The organism is Synechococcus sp. Tobar12-5m-g (assembly GCF_024345415.1).
GTDB lineage: Bacteria > Cyanobacteriota > Cyanobacteriia > PCC-6307 > Cyanobiaceae > Regnicoccus.
Genome location: NZ_JAGQBB010000001.1, coordinates 208,357 through 225,996 on the forward strand (window position 1 = coordinate 208,357; position 17,640 = coordinate 225,996).

Genomic DNA, 17,640 nt, shown 5'->3' on the forward strand with positions numbered 1-17,640 from the left:
AGCTGGGGTGGCCGTGCGCCGCGGCCGCTCGGGGGCGATCGTCATGGCCTTGATCTCAACTGCCGAGGATGTTGATGGCCCGGGCCGCGATCACGGCGATGGTCAGCAGAGAGATGGTGCTTTCGAGCATCATCAGCAGCATCGCCCGGGCGCTGAGCGGGATGGCCCCGGTGGGGCTGAAGGCCGTCGCCGTCGAAAAGCCCAGGAACAGGTAATCGATGAAGGTGGGGCGCCAGTCAGGGCTCACGGCATCGGGCACCCCCTCCTGGGGGAAGAACCAGTCGGCCCGGATGGGCAGACGATTGAGCCTCGCCTCGGGGCCGCCGCGATCGAGATGCCAGAACGCCAGAGAGAAGGTGACCACATTGGAGACCCAGATCGCGATGCCCGAGGCGAGCAGCTCGATGGCATTGAGCTGTCCTCCGCCGAACAGCATCTCCCGAATCAGAACGGCCAGATTCGCCAGGGTGAGGCTGCCGGTGACCGCAACGAAGAGCCAGGTAGTGGCGCGCTCGATGCGCAACCAGCTCCGGCGGCCGGTCGTCAGTCCGACGGCCAGCATCGGGATCAGAGCCGTCGCGAAGAGGATGAAGTCGAAGCCGTAGGGAAGGATCCGGAACCGGTTGGGCAGCCCCCTCTCCAGCGCCCAGAGGACGACCACGGCGAGAACGGCGGACCAGCGCAGTTCGATGCGCAGGGATTTTGCTGGCTTGCCCTGGATCACGCGCTCTACTGCAGTGCCATGGCCACCCGCAGCCGTTCCTCCGGTCTGATCAGATGGTCGAGATCCTCGGCGTCCTTGTCGACGGCGATCTCCACCCAGTTCACCTCGCCGCTGAACATCCCGCCTGCTGTCGGGTAGTCGTCGGTCACCGGTGAGCCGGCCTCGAAACCGACGTCGCAGGTCTCGTCGGCGGAGAACACCATCGGTTCGGTCTGCTCCACCCGGCCTTCGCCTGCCTTCTGTCCATCCACATAGAGCGTCACCGTGCCCCCCTTGGCCAGGCCGCCGCCGTCGTAGGCGAACTCCATCCGCACCTGATGGGTTCCTGCCGGAATCGCCGCTGTGCCCGCGATCGTGTAGCGGTTCACGCCATAGAAGTTGTAGCAGTACTTCGGCTTGCCTTCTTTGGCGTAAAGGCTCCAGCCACCGGTGAGGCCCCCCTGGGCGACAATCACGCCCTCGGCACCGGCTTCGGGCACGATCACCTCGGCGGTGATGGCGTGCGACTTGTTCTTGAAGTTGACGATCGAGCTTTCGCTCAGCCGCCCCATGCCGCCGAACACCACTTGCCGTGTTCCTTTGATCAGCTGGGGCCGGCCGGCGATCTCAGGATTGGCCCGCTCGGCGAAGCGATCATCCAGCGGCAGCACGTTGTACCTGGTGGCTTCGATTAGCCACAGCCGCTGCAGTTCATGGAGCTTCTGGGGTTGTTCCCTGGCGAGATCCCGCGCCTGGGTCCAGTCGGAGCTGGTGTCGTAGAGCTCCCAGACATCGTCGTCGAAGGCGGCCAGTTGCACCTGGCCGGTTACCCAGGGCGTCCGGTGCCTGGTCACGGCGGTCCAGCCCTTGTGGTAAATGCCGCGGTTGCCCATCATCTCGAAGTACTGGGTCTGGCGCCGTTCGGCCGCCTTGGGGTCGTTGAAGGAATAGGCCATGCTCACCCCTTCGATCGGACGCTGCTGCACGCCATTCACGAAGGTGGGCTGGGGCAGGCCCGCTGCTTCCAGAATCGTGGGGGCCACGTCGATCACATGATGGAACTGGCTGCGGATTTCTCCCCTGGCCTGGATTCCCTTGGGCCAATGAACGATGGTGCCGTTGCGGGTGCCGCCGAAATGGGAGGCCACCTGCTTGGTCCACTGGTAGGGCGTGTCCATGGCGTGGGCCCAGCCCACCGCGTAGTGGTTGTAGGCCTCAACTCCGCCCAGCTGATCCAGCCGCTCGGTTAGGAACTCGGCGGTTTCGAGGTGGGCAAAGCCCGTGAGCGGAGCCATTTCGTTGAAGCAGCCCTGCAGGGAGCCCTCCGCTGAGGCGCCGTTGTCGCCGATGATCACGTAAATCAGCGTGTCCTCGAGAATCTCAAGCTCCTGAAGCGCATCAATCAAGCGGCCGATGTGATGATCGGTGTGCTCAAGGAAGCCCGCATACACCTCCATCTGTCGGGCGAGAATGGGCTTCATCTCGGCCGTGATCGTGTCCCAGGCGGGAATGTCGGCATGGCGCCCCGTGAGCTGACAGTCGGCAGGAATCACCCCCAGCTGCTTCTGACGGGCGAAGGTTTCTTCCCTCAGAGCGTCCCAGCCCTGGTCGAACTGGCCTTTGTACTTGTCGGCCCATTCCTTCGGCACATGGTGCGGGGCATGGGTGGCGCCAGGGGCGAAATAGGTGAAGTACGGCTTGTCGGCCATCAGCGCCTTCTGCTGGCGGATCCATTGGATCGCCTTGGTGGTCAGATCCTCGCTGAGGTGATAGCCCTGTTCGGGTGTCTTGTGGGGTTCCACCGGCGTGGTGCCTTCGTAGAGCGCCGGATACCACTGGTTGGTTTCACCGCCGATGAAGCCGTAGAAGTATTCGAAGCCGCCGCCGCCGGTGGGCCAGGCATCAAAGGGCCCCATCGGACTCGTCTGCCAGACGGGCACCTCATGGCACTTGCCGAACTGCGCAGTCGAGTAGCCGTTGAGCTTCAGGGTGCGGGCAAGTGGGGAGCAGCTGTTCGGCAGGATCGAGTTGTAGCCGGGCGCTCCCGTGGCCATCTCGGTGATGCCGCCCATGCCCACCGAATGGTGGTTGCGCCCGGTAAGCAGGGCCTGCCGCGTCGGAGAACAGAGGGCGGTGGTGTGGAAGCGGTTGTACTTGAGGCCGCCTGCGGCCAGCTTCTCGATGTTGGGCGTCTGGCAGGGGCCACCGAAGGCGCTGGAGGCACCGAAACCCACATCATCCAGCAGGATGACCAGCACATTCGGTGCTCCCGCCGGCGGCCGCAGATCCCTGATCGGCGGGTACGACGTATCGGGATCCCTGGCGTCGTAGGTGGTCAGGCCCCCATGGGGTTGATCGGGGATCGGCAGGATCTGGCGTTGCACGGGATCGGAAGAGGTCATCGGTGTAGGCCTGTTCGGGATTGAACAACTGGGAACGGATGGGTGGATCGCAGCGACGCGTTCCGCTGAGATCTGCGCGAAACGCAACTACTGCCGCGCCAGGATCATCCGCATCTTGTCGTCCTGCGATTCCACCGCTGTGCCGGTCACATCCACCAGCGCCCGCTTCACCGTTCCGCTGAAGGCGAAGGGTGGCTTGTAATCGGGCATGGTGGGGGAGCCGGGATCGGCGCCCACCGCCGCCCCCGCCGCCAGGCCCAGGCTCAGGGGAATCGTGACCGGAAGTTGGCCCTCACCCACGGGCTCGCCATCCACGAACAGCTTGATCGCCGCTGGGGTGCCCTTGCCGTTGGCGATGTCGGCCGGACCGGTGGGGGTGAACTCCACGCTGAAGATGTGATGGCCGCTGGGAACCGGCGCTGTGGAGGTGATGCGGAAGTGGCTCTCCGCCACATAGTTGTAGCCGTAGGTGAGGAGTCCGTTCTGCACGTAGAACGCAAAACCACCGTCGTTGCCCCCCATGCTGAACAACACCCCATCGGCTCCGTCTTCGGGCACCAGGGCCTCCACGGAAATCGAGTGAGGCCGGTTCATCACCCTGGGGGCCGCGTTGGTGGGCACCACCTGGGTGCCGGGGTAATAGACGTAACGCTGTCGATCGGCGGCGATCTGAGGGCGCTCGACCCCGAATCGCTGGGTGCCGCGGCTGTCGATCGGCAGCACGTTGTACTTGCCGGCCTCCACGTACCACATCCCGATCATGGCGATCAGCCGATCCCGTTCGGACGCCGCCAAATCATTGGTTTCGGCGAAATCCTCCTCGAGGTTGTAGAGCTCCCAGCCATGGGCATCGAGCTGGATCAGCTGGTCGTAGGAGATCGGATCGCCGAACCTGCGGCCCGATTCGCTGAAAGAAGTGCCCGGCCAGGGGCAAACGGCCCGCCAGCCATCGTGATACAGGGAGCGGTGGCCGAACATCTCGAAGTACTGGGTGAGGTGCAGACTCGGTGCAGCCGGGTTGTCGAAGCTGGAGGCCAGCGAGAAGCCCTCGATCGGGCTCTGGGTCACCCCCCGGATGGTGGTGGGAGCCTCAATCCCCAGGGCATCGAGCACGGTGGGCACCATGTCGATCGCATGGGCGTACTGGCTGCGGATCTCCCCCCTGGCGTTGATGCCTTTCGGCCAGCTCAGGATGAAGGGATCGCTGGTACCACCCCGGTAGGTCTCCCGCTTCCAGCGCCGGAACGGGGTGTTGCCGGCATGGGTCCAGCCCCAGGGGTAATGGTTGAAATACTTCGGTCCGCCGATGTCGTCGATGGCGGCCAGGTTCTGCTCCAGGTTTTCCGGCACGTTGTTGAAGAACTTGCCCTCGTTCACCGACCCGGTGGGCCCGCCCTCGGAGCTGGCGCCGTTGTCGGAGATCACCATGATCAGGGTGTTGTCGTATTCGCCCAGTTCCTTGAGGAATGCGATCAGCTCGCCGATGTGGTGGTCGGTGTGCTCCAGGAAGCCGGCGAACACCTCCATCATGCGGGCATACAACCGGCGTTCATCGTCCGAGAGAGAGGCCCAGTCCTGCACGTCGGGATCGTGGCGCGACAGGGTGGTGTTCGGGGGAATGATGCCCAGCTCCTTCTGGCGGGCGAACGTCTTCTCGCGGTAGGCATCCCAGCCGTCGTCGAATTGGCCCTTGTATTTGTCGGCCCATTCCTTCGGCACATGGTGGGGCGCATGCATGGCGCCGGTGCAGAAGTACATGAAGAAGGGCTTGTTCGGCGCCACCTGCTTGGCATCGGCGATCATCGCCTTCGCCTTCTCCACCAGATCCGGCGTGAGGTGATAGCCCTGCTCAGGAGTTTTCTCAGGTTCCACCTGGGTGTTGTCGCGCACCAGCTCGGGGTAGTACTGGTGCGTGTCGCCGCCGAGGAAGCCGTAGAAACGCTCAAAACCCCTTCCCAGGGGCCAGCGGTCGTAGGGGCCGGCGGCGGAGGTGGCCTCCGCCGGGGTGAGGTGCCACTTGCCCACGGCGTAGGTGTTGTAGCCCTGCTGCAGCAGGATTTCGGAAAGGAAGCCATTCTCGAACGGGATGTAGCCGTTGGAGCCGGGATAGCCCATCGAGCCTTCCGTGATGCAGGCCAGCCCGTTGGAATGGTGGTTGCGCCCCGTGAGCATGCAGGAGCGTGACGGCGAGCAGAGCGCCGTGGTGTGCATGTTGCTGTAGCGCAGCCCATCGGCCGCCAGGGCATCGAGGTTGGGCGTGGCGATCGGACTGCCATAGCAACCGAGCTGCCCGAATCCCGTGTCGTCCAGAACGATGTAGAGCACGTTCGGCGCCCCCTCCTTCGCCCGGTTGGGCTCGGGCCAGGCCGGGGTCGACACGTCGGCGGTGCGGCCGATCACGCCAGGGAAGGCGGTGCCGGGCTTGTACTCGTTGAGCGGCATCGGTCCGGGGAGGAGGGCTGCCCGAAAGATAATCAGACAGGCCAAGGTGAGTTTTTCACCTGTGTCTTTCGACACAGCGCTCAGCTGAGCAGCGCCAGCTCCTCCTGGAAGGGGCTTTGCAGCAGAAGATCTGTCAGTCCCAGCCGCTGACGCCAGGCGGCGATCGGCAGCGCCCAGCCTTCTTCCCAGCGCATCGCCAGCAGGGTGGGCCCCAGCCGGGCCACCTCCAGACCGAAGCGGATGCCATTCCAGAGGCGCTCGTTCTCCTGAGGAACTTCAAAGCCGTGGAAGATCCAGGCCGTCAACACGGCGGCAGAAGCTGGCTGGCGCAGGGCCGAGGCGTAGTAGGCCGAACCTGCGGCCTCTCCGGGCACGTCCACGGGAATGGCCAGCACGGTGTGATGGAGGTCATGGGTGAAACGCAGCCGTTGCTGCAGGTAGGCGCCGGGGCCGTCCATGCCGGAGGTGTCCGGTGGTGGTGGCGCATGCAGCCCAAGCCGATCGAACCGCGCCTGATAGAGCTGGCCGAGGCTGCCGTTCGGCAGGGCCCGCAACTCCGGTGCCGAGGGCCAGGGACCCCAGTACCGCTCAGCGGCGAGGGCCCTGAGGGCGGGATCCTCGAGCAACTGGGCCCGGCCCAGATCCCCCAGAGCCGAGCTGCCGAGGGCATCCAGCAGGGGCACGGCATGGGGAAACACATGCTCCGGATCATGGGCCGTTTCGAGCAGGGCGATGGCGGCCCGCAGGGTGCGGCGGCGGAGGTCGGGATCGATCTTCATGGTGTGGATGGGGCAGGGGCAGGAGACGACGCCAGCCGCCCCAGGTCATCCTCCTGGCTGCCGGCGTTGATCCAGCCGGTGGAGAAGGTTTTGTGTGGTGGTGGCGCGTGCAGCCCAAGCCGATCGAACCGCGCCTGATCGAGCTTGCCGAGGCTGCCGTTCGGCAGGGCCGCCAACTCCGGTGCCGAGGGCCAGGCTTGGCTGACTTTGGCCTTACCAGTTGAATTGGAATGCGACTCAGGATCCACGGATGAAGCCTGAACCCAGCCTCCTCCGTCGGACCCTGCATGGCCCCTCCCACCGCTGGTGGGCGCTGGTAGCCGTGGAGTTCGGAAACTTCGTCGTCTACATGGACGGGTTCATCGTCACCCTGGCCCTGCCGGCGATGGCCAGGCAGTTCGGTGTCGGTCTGTCCACCCTGAAATGGGTGATCGTCGCCTACATGCTCAGCGTGACGATCACCCTGCTGCCAGCCGGGCGCATGGCTGATCTCTGGGGCCGCCGCCGCATCGTGGCCGGGGGAATGGGGGGGCTGGCCATCAGCTCGTTGATGTGTTTCCTGGCCACCAGCTTCCCGGTGCTTCTGTTCTGGCGCGTGCTGCAGGGCATCGGCGGTGGGTTGGTGCTGGCCAATGTGATGGCGGAGATCACCTCGGTGTTCCCCCTGCGGGAACGGCGGACCGCCATGGCCGTGAACGCCTCTGTGCTGGCCCTGGCCCAGGTCACAGGGCTGGTGCTGGGGGGCCTTGTGATCGGTACGTATGGCTGGCCGTCCCTATTCCTGATCATCCTGGCCATCAGCCTGGCGGGTCTGGTCCTCTGCCTCCTGGTGCTGGAGCCCTCGAGTGCCGCAGGCGGCGGGCCCCCCTTCGACGCGGTCGGTGCCCTGCTCTGGAGTGCCACGGTGGCGGCGCCCTTCCTGCTGATCGAACACCTCTCAGGGGCCTGGCCGTGGCCCCTTGGAGTGGCACTGGCAGCCGCGACCCTGCTCCTGTTGGTGGGCTTCCTGGCCGTGGAGCGGCGAACGGCCCAGCCCCTGCTCCGCCTCGGCCTGCTGCGCTCGCGGGCCTTCAGCTGCGGCTCATTCGCCGCCGCTTTTTACTTCGTGGCGGCTGTCTCGGCCTACTTCCTCCTTCCCCTCTACGCCCAGTTCGTGCTCGGTCTCACCCCGCTGCGGGCCGGATTTCTGCTGGTGCCGCTGTCGGTGATGCTGGTGATCACCAGCCTGTCCGTCACCTTCCTGGGCGGCAGATTCGGAGCTCGCAGCCTCAGCACCCTGGGACTTCTTGCCGTCAGCGGCGCCGTGTTGTTGCTCTCAGGGCTTCAGGCCGGCGCCTCGGAGGTTCAGATCGTGCCCCCTCTGCTGCTGCTCGGCGCCGGTGGCGGCCTGTTTCAACCTCCCAACAACAGTGCCACCCTCAATCCGGTGCCGGCCCAGAACCTGAGCGTGGCCAACGGCTTCCTCTCCACCTCCCGGAATTTCGGCCAGGCCCTCGGGGCCTCGCTGGCCGGCTCGATCCTGTCGATCGGGCTGGGGCCAGGCGGCGCCCAGGTGTTGGCCGGACGGCCCGGAAGCGTGGTGACGGGCACCCCGTTGATCCACTACATGACCGCCCAGCACCACGCCTTTCAGCTGGCAGCGGCCCTGGGCCTGGTGGGAGCGGCCGTGTCCCTGCTGCGGGGGCGCGAGTCGCCCCAACGGAACTCCGCAACGCTCAGCCCTCCGCCAGCCTCCGGAGGTAATCCTGCTGGCTGCCGGCGTTGATCCAGCCGGTGGCAATCGTTTTCGTGTGGCTGTGGCTCACCCGGCCCCGGTGGATGTGGGAGGGCCCCGCCGGGAAGATCGCCAGCTTGCCCTGCTCGGCCTCCTCGTGGTGGCCCTGCCAGTGGAACTCGGTGCCGGCCTCGGGCACGGTGTCCAGGTACAGGATCCAGGCCAGCACCCGCCTGATCGGTTCGGTGGCCTCTTCGGTGGTGGTCCAGTCGCAGTGCCAGCTCCTGAAGCCCTCGCCGGGGGCGTAGCGCTGCAGGTTGAAGATCGGCAGCACGAACAGACTCTGCTCCGGGCACACCTGCCGGAACAGGGGCCGCTCCGCCAGGTAGCGCTCCAGGCCGGCGCTCACCCCGCGCAGGATCAGCTGGGCCAGGCCATGGGCCTCCGGGTCGCTGCGGTCGATTGCCACCAGAGAGATGTCGGTGGAGACCTTGGCGGGCTCCGGATCCGGCCCCTGATCAGGCCCCGCATCGGGCCCGAAGGCCACACCGGGTCGCTGCAGGTCGACCCGGCGCTCGAAGAAGGCCAGGGCCGCCTCGGCGACGGCGACATAGCCAGGGTTGCGGAAGCGGGCAATCAGGTTCATGGGTTCTGCCGCCACGGCACCGCCACCAGATCCTCCAGCAGCTGCCAGCTCCCTTGCTCCACCATCCGATCCGCAAGCCCAACAGCCTCCAGCGCCGCGGCCACCCGCTCCAGACCGACCGGATCACCCCCCGGCTCCAGGGGCCACACCAGCACCTGGGCCTCGGCAGGATCCGCCATCAGCTTGAGGTTCAGATCAGCCAGCTCTCGCTCGAAGAACAGCCGCCGCATCCGGCCCGTAACCACCGGCCCCAGGGAGGCCGCGAACGCTTCCAGCGCCTCCCGATCGCCGGAGCATCCGCTGTTCAGCGCCAGCCAGATCATCAACTTGGCCCAGCCCTCAGGGGTCCACAGCGGCGAAAAGCTCTCCCGGTGCTGCCGCACCAGCTCACCGAGGGCGAAATCGAACAGGCCCGCCTGGAGCGCAGAGGCTTCGGCGGCCGGCGGGCTCATGGATGCACCGCCCGAAACACCTCCTGCCCGAACACGTTCTGCACAACAAACAGCAGAACGAACCCCATCACCGCTGCGATCAGCGGGGTGGTGATCCAGCCTGAGGCGATCCCCCCCAGCACGCCCCAGCGGATCTGGCGCACCCCCTTGAGGCCCTGCAGCAGGCCGATGCCCAGCACCGAGCCGATCACCGCCTGGGACCCCGACACCGGCAGCAGCGGAATCGTGGGCAGGCCCCAGCCCGCCAGCAGGCTCTCCAGCGCCGTGGAGGAAAAGATGAACAGCACCAGCGAATGGGACACCACCACCACGAAGGCGCCCAGTGGCGAAAGGGTCATCAGGCTGTCGCCCACGGTCATCATCACCCGCCGGGAATAGGTGTAGACACCGACGGCCACGGCGATCCCACCGATCAGGAACAGCTGCTCCACCGACGAGACGCTGAAACGCCCCAGGCTCAGATCGCGGAAGGGCGAGGCCTCCACAAAGAAGCCCATCACATTGCCGATGCCGTTGGCGCCGATGGCATAGGAGCCGAAGACGCCCGCCAGGATCAATCCGGTGCGGGTGTTGCGATCGAGCGAGAGCAGGTGGGGCCGGGTGAGGCGGATCCACTCCACCAGCAGCTTGTAGAGCAGCATCGCGAAGATCGCCCCGAGCACCGGTGACACCACCCAGGTGGCGGCAATGCGGCCCAGGGTGCCCAGGTCGGTGGGGGAGCCGCTGAACAGGTTCCAGCCGATGATCGAGCCCACCACCGCCTGGCTGGTGGAGGCCGGCAGGCCCAGCTTGCTCATCCAGGCCACCGTGAGGGCGGCCGCCAGGGCGGCGGTGAAGGCCCCCGGCAGGGTGTTGATCGCCCCCAGTTGACCCAGGCCCTCGGCGGCGCCGGCGCCGCTGGTGACGGCACCGATGATCACGAACGCGCTGCAGAGGAAGGCCGCCGTGGAGAAGCGGATCATGCGGGTGGCCACCGCGGTGCGGAAGGCGTTGGAGGCGTCGTTGGCCCCCATCGACCAGCCGAGGAACAGGCCGCTGGAGAGGAAGATCAGCGTGACGATCAGGCTCATGGGCTGGGCTCCGGCTCAGAGAGCGCGCTTGATCGCGTAGATCGAGAGGTCATCACTGATGTTCTCGGCCATGTCGGCCAGACCATCCAGCATGGCCACCTCCTGGCGCAGCTGGCTCCGCTGCTCAAAATCGAGGCCGGAGGCGACGATTTTGCGCCTGATCCGCAGGGCAATCCTGTCGGTTTCATCCTCGAAGGTCCGCACCTCGTTGATGTGATCGCGCACGGCCTCCGGGTTGCGGAAGAAGGTGCGGGCGGCCAGCACCACGGCCTGCACGCAACGGATCGCCAAGGTGGAGAGTTCCTCGAACTCCTGGGTAAAATCCGGACGGGAGCGGGGCTGCACGATCATCAACTCCTGAAAGTCGTCGCCCATCTGGTCGAGCAGCTCAAACAGATCGCCCAGTAGCCGCAACACATCGCCCCGGGCATCAGGCAGCAACATCTCGGTGTAGAGCATCGTCACGATCGTGCGGCGCAGTTCACTGCAGCGCCGCTTGATCTCGATCGCCTGCTCCAGTTTCTCCTCGCAGATCGCCAGGTTCTCCGCGGGGGAGAGATAGGCGCGAAGGCCGAGTTCCACGATGAGCACGCCCTCGGAGATCTTGTCAAGGAACTCCTCGATCAAGCCCTGAAGAAAACGGGTTTTGCCGAAAAGCGGAGGGGTTTCACTGGACACCGGGTTTGCTTGCCTGGCTTCGTTCCTGTCAGGCAAAGGTAACGGCACGAAGGGGGCGGCAGACCGTGGCCGCATCCGTCATCCCGCCGCCACCTCAGCAGCAACGGTGCTCCTTCGTCCCCCTCGGGGGTCAAACTACGGAGGCCTGAACGTGACAGACCCATGGCCCTCGACCTCAACGACCCGGATCTGGAGTTCGCGGACCTCGTCTACGCCTACCAGAGCTGGGTGATGGCGGTGATCAACGACGAGAAGCTCGGCGGAGAGGAGAAGCTGCTCACCGACGACATCGCCGAGGATGCCCTCAACGCCATGCGCTTCCTGCCCGGCGAAGTGACCTCCGCGATCGAAACCAGCCTCGCCCGGGTCTACGACGTCGATCCCGACGAGCTGGCCGACCTGTTGTTCCCGGAAGACTGATCCCTCCACGATGGCCGCTCCCCGCGCCCTTCGGTTCGGTGGCGACACCTACGTGCTCGGCACCACGGCGCTCGAGCGGGAACGGCTGCGGCTGCAGCATGAGCTGTGGTTGCCCCTGGCACGCCAGGCCTGGGGCCGTGCCCACCTGCAGCCAGGCCACAGGGTGCTCGATCTGGGGGCCGGGCCCGGCTTTGTCAGCCTGGTACTGGCCCGGGCCGTGGGCCCCACGGGGCGGGTGCTGGGGCTTGAGCTCAGCGCCGACTATGTCGAGGTGGCCCGGGCGGCGGCCGCGAGCGCCGGACTGGAGCAGCTGGAATTTCGCCGACACGATCTGTGCCGCGATCCCCTGCCGGACGAGCCCTTTGATCGGGCCTGGTGCCGCTGGGTGGCCATGTTCCTGCCTGGGCTGGAACCGCTCGTGGAGCAGCTGGGCCAGGCCCTGCGCCCCGGTGGTCAGGTGGTGTTCCACGAGTACGTGCACTGGAGCAGCTTTGCGCTCCATCCCCATGGCGCCGCCATCGAACGGTTCGCTGCCGCCACCCTGGAGAGCTTCGAGGCGGCCGGCGGCCATCCGAACCCCAACCGGGAACTTCCGGCCCTGCTGGCGGCGCGGGGGTTTCATATCGAGGAGCTTCGCCCCCTGGCCCTGGTGGGCCAACCCGGCGATGCGGTGGCCGACTGGCTGGAGTGGTTCGTGCGGGTCTACGGCGCAACGCTGCAGCAGCAGGGCCGCTGGAGCCTGGAGGAGGCGGCCGCCGCCGAGAGGGAGATGGCCCGGGCCCACGGGCGGGCTGGAAGTTACTGGGTCGCTCCCACGGTGCTGGAGCTGCGGGCGACACGATGGCATCCATGACCTGGACCATCGCCGACATCCCCGACCAGAGCGGCCGCATCGCCCTGATCACCGGCGCCAACAGTGGCCTGGGCCTCGAATCGGCCCGCGCCCTCGCCGGCCACGGCGCCACGGTGGTGCTGGCCTGCCGCTCCCGGCGCAAGGGGGAAGCGGCCCGCGACGAGCTGCTGCCCGCGGCCACCGGCGGGCTGGAGGTGCTGGAGCTCAACCTCGCCGATCTGGCCAGTGTGCGAACGGCGGCCCGCTGGATGGCCGACCAGTACGGCCGCCTCGACATCCTGCTCAACAACGCCGGGGTGATGGGCACGCCGCGGCGCCTCACCCACGATGGCTTCGAGCTGCAGTTCGGCACCAACCACCTGGGCCACTTCGCCCTCACCCAGGCCCTGTTGCCCCTGCTGGAAGGGCGGCCGGGCGCCCGTGTGGTGACGGTGACCTCCGGGGCCCAGTACTTCGGCCGCATCGCCTTCGATGATCTGCAGGGCGAAGTCCGCTACGACCGCTGGGCGGCCTACAGCCAGAGCAAGCTGGCCAACGTGATGTTCGCCCTGGAACTCCAGGAGCGGCTGGCGACCGCCGGCCGGCCGGCCATCTCCCTCGCAGCTCACCCCGGCCTGGCCCGCCCGAACCTGCAGCCGGCCTCGGTGGCGGCCCCCAGCTCGAAGCTGGAAGGGCTGGCCTACCGGTTGATGGACCCCCTGTTCCAGAGCGCCGCCATGGGAGCCCTGCCCCAGCTCTACGCCGCCACGGCCCCCGAGGCCAAGGGCGGCGAGCAGTATGGTCCTGATCAGTGGGGGGGGATGCGGGGCTGGCCGACCCAGGTGCGGATCGCCCCAGCGGCCCTCGATCCCATCCAGCGGCGCCGGCTCTGGGAGGTGAGTGAGGCCCTCACGGAGGACAGGGCTTGAGGAGATTGCCCGGTCGGCGGCTCCCGAAAGGGCGACTGATTCTGGGCATGGGCGGTGCCCTGACCCTGTTCCTCGGCCTCGGTGGCTGCAGCAGCGGCTTCCTCCCCGACACCCTGTTCATCTACGTCGAGAACGAATCCAGCCAGAGCCGCCAGGCGGAGATCGGCGATTCCCGCAGGGTTGTTCAGCAGCTGCTCGAGGACTTTGAGCAGGCCAATCCGGGCGTGCGCATCCGGGTGCGGCACTTCTCCAGCGGGGCGATCGTGCCGGCCACCGCCTACCGCACCTCCCGCGCCCTCGGTCCGGATCTGCTGGTGACCCGGGTGGTGACGGCGCTGCGGCTGAACCAGCAGCACCTGTCCACCCCGGTGCGGTTTCGCGGCAAGGGCCTCGAGGAGATCCATCCCCGCTTTCTCGCCGAGTTCCGGCTGGCAGACAACCGGTTTCTGGCGGTACCGCTGCTGGCTGAACCGCAACTCGCCTGCTTCAACAGACGACGGGTCCCCGATCCGCCCACCAGCCTGGACCAGCTGATCGCCCTCAGCGCCAAGGGGATGCGGGTGGGCCTTCCCCTGGCTGCCACCGACCTATACTGGACCGCCAGCGGCAGCGACGCTGAAGACAGCCTCCAGGCGCTGCTCGAATCCGCTGACGACAGCGCCGCCGCTGCCCCAAGCTTCAAGGCCACAGACCAGCGCAGGCTGCTGGGGTGGCTCAACTGGCTGGACAACGCGAACCAGCAGCAGAACGTGGAATTCGCCGAGGAATCGATCGATCTGGTGGAACGGCTCGGCCGGGGCGAGCGGGACTGGATCAGTTGCAACAGCCTCTGGCTGGGACGGCTGGGCCGCCAGATGAAAGGATCCCTCGGGGTGTCGGAATTGCCTGGGGCGGATGGTCAGCCCGCCACCACACTCACCCGGCTGAAAGTTTGGAGCTTCGGGACCCACTCCAGCCCCCGCCAGCGTCAATTGGCGCAAGCCTTCGTGCTGTTCACCCTCAACCCGGTGAATCAACGCCGGATGATGTTGGCCGGCCCCGGTAATGTGCCGGTCAACAAAGAGGTGCTGATCCCCACCAAGAGTTCCCAGCGCTATGCGGCCATGGCCGCCAGCCTCGACCACTCCCGCATGCTGAGCTTCCGCCATCCCGAGCGGGTGGAGCAACGGGTTGGCCAACTTCATGACCTCCTGCGCCAGTTGATGGCGGGAAGCCTCGATCCCAATGGGGTGATTCAGGGCCTGACCGATCAGGCGGGAGGCGCACCCCCCGACCAGGACACCCCCTGAGGCCCGGGCGATGGACATGCTTCTCCTCGAGATCTCCGGCTGGCTGGGCTACCTCAGCCGCCCCCTGGTGCTGCTGCAGGGATTCACGGTGGCGGCGCTGATGCTCGGCTACCACTGGGGGGTGCAACCCCGGCTGGCCGCACGCCCCCCCATCGTTCGCTTGCTTGGCACCCTGGGCCTGCTGCTGGCCCTTCGGCTGGGTGCCGAACTCCTCCAGGCCCTCGGACAACCGAGCGGCCTGGTGGAGTACTCCGTGCGGCTTTACGCCATCTGGCAAGGGTTGATCGTTGCCCGGGTCCTTCTCGCACGGCGCTTTGGCGCCGCCCCGATCGACCGGCTTTATGGCCGCATCATCAAGCCCCTGTTTCTCCTGTCCCTGGCGGGGTCCCTGGTCAACCAGGTCGATTCGCTGGAGGACTTTGCCGACATCCCCCTCTTCCCCCTCTTCAACGAACCGCTCACCACTGGCGGCCTCGTGCTGCTGTTCACCATTCCCTATTTCCTGGTGGTGCTGTCGGAGTTTCCGGTGGCCTGGCTGGGGGCCCTGATGCAGCGGCTGCTGGGATTCAACAAGGGGACCCGGGTGGCGATCCAGCTGGTCTGCCGCTATGTGCTGATCGGTGGCGGTTTCCTCTGGGTGTTGCACCGGATCGGGCTCAATGCCAATGCGATTGCCGCCGTGGCCGGGGGCCTCTCGGTGGGCCTGGGCTTCGGGGTCAAGGAGGTGTTCTCCAACTTCATCAGCGGGCTTTGGCTGCTGTTCGAGGGATCCGTGGGTCCAGGCGAAATCCTCTTCATCGATGGGGATCCCTGCGAAGTGCGCAGCCTCGGGCTGCGGGCGGCCGTGCTCTGGCGCGACCGCGACAACGCTGAGCTGGTGGTCCCGAACCAGGACTTCTTCACAAAGACCACCACCACCTACACCGGCTCTGACCGGATGCGCCGCAGCCAGGTGGACGTGTCCGCCGCCTACCGCCACGACCCCGAAACGGTGATCCGCCTGCTGGAGCAGGTGGCTCTGGCCTCGCCGCGGGTGCTCCCCCAACCGGCGCCGAAGGCGTTGCTGCTCAGCTACGGCGATTCGGCGATCAACTACGCCCTGCGCTTCTGGATTGAAAATCCGATGAACAACGCTGGCATCAAGAGCGAAGTGTCCACTGCCGTCTGGCATGCCTTCAATGCCGAAGGCATTGAGATCCCCTTCCCGCAGCGGGTGCTTCAACAGCCAGGACACCGCGAAGGGACGATCGTCGCGATGCCGGGCGAAACGGGCTGAAATGGAGCCACCGACCCAGCACCAGCCTTCCGTGGACACCAGCGACATGACCACCCACGACCTCATCCCCGCTCCGGCCCTGCGCGAGCTGAATGGTCGCTCCGACCGGGCGGGCTGGAGCCAGACCCTCGGCCACGGCGCCCTGATCCTGGCCAGCGGCTGGGTGTGGGGCCACGGCGCCTTCCCCTGGGTGGTGCGGCTGCCGGCCCTGCTGCTGCTGGGCTGGGGCCTGGCCTTCGCCTTCTGCGCCATGCACGAATGCGGTCACCGCACCGCATTCGCCAGCCGCGCCGTCAACGACGCGGTTGCCTGGTGGGCGGGCGTGCTGAGTTTCTACAACGCCGACTTCTACCGCCGCTACCACCAGTGGCACCACCGGTACACCAACCAACCGGGCCTCGATCCGGAACTGGAGGATGCGCCGCCCACCAGCCGGGCGGGCTACCTGCTCCAGCTCAGCGGCTTGCCCTGGTGGACCGGGAAGTTGCGGGGCCATTGGCGGGGGCTGCGAGGCGAGTTCAGCGCCAACCCCTACATCCCCGCTGACGCGGCCCCGTCGGTGCGTTCCTCGCTCTGGAAGCAGGCGGCCGTGTACGGCGTCGTGCTGGGGCTGTCAGTGCCAGGGGGGAACGGGTTCCTGCTCTGGTTCTGGCTGCTGCCGCTGGCCCTGGGCCAGCCCCTGCTGCGCTTCGTGCTGCTGGCCGAGCACGGCGGCTGCAGCAACAGTGGTGACGGCCTGGCCAACACCCGCACCACCCACACCCTGGCGCCGCTGCGCTGGCTGATGTGGAACATGCCCTATCACGTGGAGCACCACCTGTTCGCCTCGGTGCCGTTTCATGCCCTGGCGACAGCCCACCAGCACATCGCCCCCCGCCTGGTGCACAACGCCCCAGGCTACCTGGCGGTGCACCGTCGCTTCCTGGCCGATCCCTCCGTTCTGGCCCTGCCCGCGTGACCCAGGCCGCTGGGTCCGTCGCCGACGGGGGATGGGATCAGCTCTTCGAGCTGGGGCCCTTTCGCTTCGCCTGTGGCCAGCAGCTGGGGAATGCCCGCCTCAACTACCGGGTGTACGGCCGCCTCAACGCCGATCGCTCCAACCTGGTGCTCTACCCCAGCTCCTACGGCGCCTGGCCAGAAGACATCGCGTGGGTGGTGGGCCCGATCCTCGATCCGCAGCGCTGGTGCGTGGTGCTGGTGAGCCAGTTCGGCAACGGCCGCTCCAGCAGCCCCAGCAACAGCGCCCTGGGCCTGACCGAGGACGGCTGGGTGGTGAGCCATGTCGACAATGTGCGGGCGCAGCGGCGCTTGCTGAAGGAGCGGTTCGGCGTGGAGCGGATCGCCCTGATCTACGGCTGGTCCATGGGGGCCCAGCAGGCCTACCACTGGGGCTCCCTGGCCCCCGAGGCGGTGGAGCGGCTCTGCTGTCTGTGCGGCACGGCCCGGACCACCCCCCACAACCGCCTGTTCCTGCTCAGCCTGCGCCAGGCGCTCACGGCCGACCCGGCCTGGAATGGCCAGCGATTCACAGCCAGCCCGGACCAGGGACTGCGCACCTTCGCCCTGATCTACGCCAGCTGGGCCGCCAGCCAGCCCTACTACCGAGAACGGCACCATGAGGCCCTGGGCTACGGATCGGTGGAGGACTACGTGGAGCGCGTCTGGCTGCCCGCCTACCGCCGCCACGATCCCCACAACCTGCTGGCCATGCTCGACACCTGGTTGGGCAACGATCTGGCGGTCGCGATGGCGACCGCCACCGGCTCGGGAAAGCCCGACGATCTGGCAGCCGCCCTGGGAGCGATCAAGGCCCGCACCACCGTGATCGCCGGACGCCACGACCTCTACTTCCCCCCGGACGATTGCGCGGCTGAGGCGGCCCTCATCCCCGGATGCCGCTTCGAGGTGATCGAATCGGTGCTGGGCCACCGGGCCGGCAATCCCCGCGACGCCCCCCAGGAGCAGGCCCAGATCCGCGCTGCCATCGATCGCCTCTGCCACGCTTGAA

Annotated in this window: 17 protein-coding genes; 8 read left to right on the top strand and 9 right to left on the bottom strand. The window is 67.0% G+C overall.

Features of this window, described 5'->3' with window-relative positions:
- Positions 1-55 precede the first annotated feature (55 nt).
- The 5 genes from KBY66_RS00975 to KBY66_RS00995 all read right to left on the bottom strand — a co-directional run bounded on the left by KBY66_RS00975 (position 56) and on the right by KBY66_RS00995 (position 6,502).
- Positions 56-724, bottom strand: a complete 669-nt coding sequence (locus KBY66_RS00975) for a hypothetical protein (protein ID WP_255087212.1) — start codon at positions 722-724, stop codon at positions 56-58.
- Between the two features lie 5 nt (positions 725-729).
- A complete protein-coding gene (locus tag KBY66_RS00980; RefSeq protein WP_255087213.1) occupies positions 730-3,105 on the bottom strand; it encodes an arylsulfatase in 2,376 nt (791 codons plus the stop codon).
- Positions 3,106-3,192: 87 nt separating this feature from the next.
- A complete protein-coding gene (locus tag KBY66_RS00985) occupies positions 3,193-5,547 on the bottom strand; it encodes an arylsulfatase (RefSeq protein WP_255087214.1) in 2,355 nt (784 codons plus the stop codon).
- Positions 5,548-5,627: 80 nt separating this feature from the next.
- On the bottom strand, positions 5,628-6,326 hold the full coding sequence (locus KBY66_RS00990; protein WP_255087216.1) for a Coq4 family protein: 699 nt from the start codon (positions 6,324-6,326) through the stop codon (positions 5,628-5,630).
- Positions 6,323-6,502 (bottom strand): hypothetical protein, encoded by a 180-nt coding sequence (locus KBY66_RS00995; protein WP_255087217.1) that lies wholly within the window; start codon positions 6,500-6,502, stop codon positions 6,323-6,325. Before KBY66_RS00995 ends, KBY66_RS00990 begins: the two co-directional genes overlap by 4 nt.
- A 74-nt stretch (positions 6,503-6,576) precedes the next feature.
- On the opposite strand from KBY66_RS00995, the gene KBY66_RS01000 reads away from it, so the two are divergent.
- The gene (locus tag KBY66_RS01000; protein ID WP_255087218.1) at positions 6,577-8,091 is read left to right on the top strand and encodes an MFS transporter; all 1,515 of its coding nucleotides are present in this window, start codon (positions 6,577-6,579) and stop codon (positions 8,089-8,091) included.
- Here KBY66_RS01000 and KBY66_RS01005 read toward each other — a convergent pair.
- The 4 genes from KBY66_RS01005 to KBY66_RS01020 are packed head-to-tail and all read right to left on the bottom strand — an operon-like array spanning position 8,042 to position 10,886.
- Positions 8,042-8,686 (bottom strand): 2OG-Fe(II) oxygenase, encoded by a 645-nt coding sequence (locus KBY66_RS01005; RefSeq protein WP_255087219.1) that lies wholly within the window; start codon positions 8,684-8,686, stop codon positions 8,042-8,044. The genes KBY66_RS01000 and KBY66_RS01005 overlap by 50 nt on opposite strands.
- A complete protein-coding gene (locus tag KBY66_RS01010; protein WP_255087220.1) occupies positions 8,683-9,138 on the bottom strand; it encodes a protein phosphatase in 456 nt (151 codons plus the stop codon). Before KBY66_RS01010 ends, KBY66_RS01005 begins: the two co-directional genes overlap by 4 nt.
- Positions 9,135-10,208 carry an inorganic phosphate transporter gene (locus tag KBY66_RS01015; RefSeq protein WP_255087221.1) on the bottom strand — a complete coding sequence of 358 codons (1,074 nt, stop codon included), beginning with the start codon at positions 10,206-10,208 and terminating at the stop codon, positions 9,135-9,137. Before KBY66_RS01015 ends, KBY66_RS01010 begins: the two co-directional genes overlap by 4 nt.
- 15 nt (positions 10,209-10,223) lie before the next feature.
- Positions 10,224-10,886 (bottom strand): DUF47 domain-containing protein, encoded by a 663-nt coding sequence (locus tag KBY66_RS01020; RefSeq protein WP_255087222.1) that lies wholly within the window; start codon positions 10,884-10,886, stop codon positions 10,224-10,226.
- A gap of 162 nt (positions 10,887-11,048) precedes the next feature.
- On the opposite strand from KBY66_RS01020, the gene KBY66_RS01025 reads away from it, so the two are divergent.
- From KBY66_RS01025 to KBY66_RS01055, 7 genes are read left to right on the top strand one after another with little or no spacing between them, the layout of a single operon-like run.
- Positions 11,049-11,306: a hypothetical protein gene (locus KBY66_RS01025; RefSeq protein ID WP_255087223.1), complete on the top strand. Its 258-nt coding sequence runs from the start codon at positions 11,049-11,051 to the stop codon at positions 11,304-11,306.
- Between the two features lie 10 nt (positions 11,307-11,316).
- Complete coding sequence (locus KBY66_RS01030; RefSeq protein WP_255087224.1) at positions 11,317-12,159, top strand: methyltransferase domain-containing protein; 843 nt, start codon at positions 11,317-11,319, stop codon at positions 12,157-12,159.
- On the top strand, positions 12,156-13,067 hold the full coding sequence (locus KBY66_RS01035) for an oxidoreductase (protein ID WP_255087225.1): 912 nt from the start codon (positions 12,156-12,158) through the stop codon (positions 13,065-13,067). Before KBY66_RS01030 ends, KBY66_RS01035 begins: the two co-directional genes overlap by 4 nt.
- Positions 13,068-13,114: 47 nt before the next feature.
- Positions 13,115-14,356 carry an extracellular solute-binding protein gene (locus KBY66_RS01040; protein WP_255087226.1) on the top strand — a complete coding sequence of 414 codons (1,242 nt, stop codon included), beginning with the start codon at positions 13,115-13,117 and terminating at the stop codon, positions 14,354-14,356.
- Positions 14,357-14,366: 10 nt separating this feature from the next.
- Positions 14,367-15,632 carry a mechanosensitive ion channel family protein gene (locus KBY66_RS01045; RefSeq protein ID WP_255087227.1) on the top strand — a complete coding sequence of 422 codons (1,266 nt, stop codon included), beginning with the start codon at positions 14,367-14,369 and terminating at the stop codon, positions 15,630-15,632.
- A gap of 1 nt (position 15,633) precedes the next feature.
- The gene (locus KBY66_RS01050; protein ID WP_255087228.1) at positions 15,634-16,590 is read left to right on the top strand and encodes a fatty acid desaturase; all 957 of its coding nucleotides are present in this window, start codon (positions 15,634-15,636) and stop codon (positions 16,588-16,590) included.
- A complete protein-coding gene (locus tag KBY66_RS01055; protein ID WP_255087229.1) occupies positions 16,587-17,639 on the top strand; it encodes an alpha/beta fold hydrolase in 1,053 nt (350 codons plus the stop codon). The genes KBY66_RS01050 and KBY66_RS01055 overlap by 4 nt, the downstream gene beginning before the upstream one ends.
- The last annotated feature ends 1 nt before the right edge of the window (position 17,640 follow it).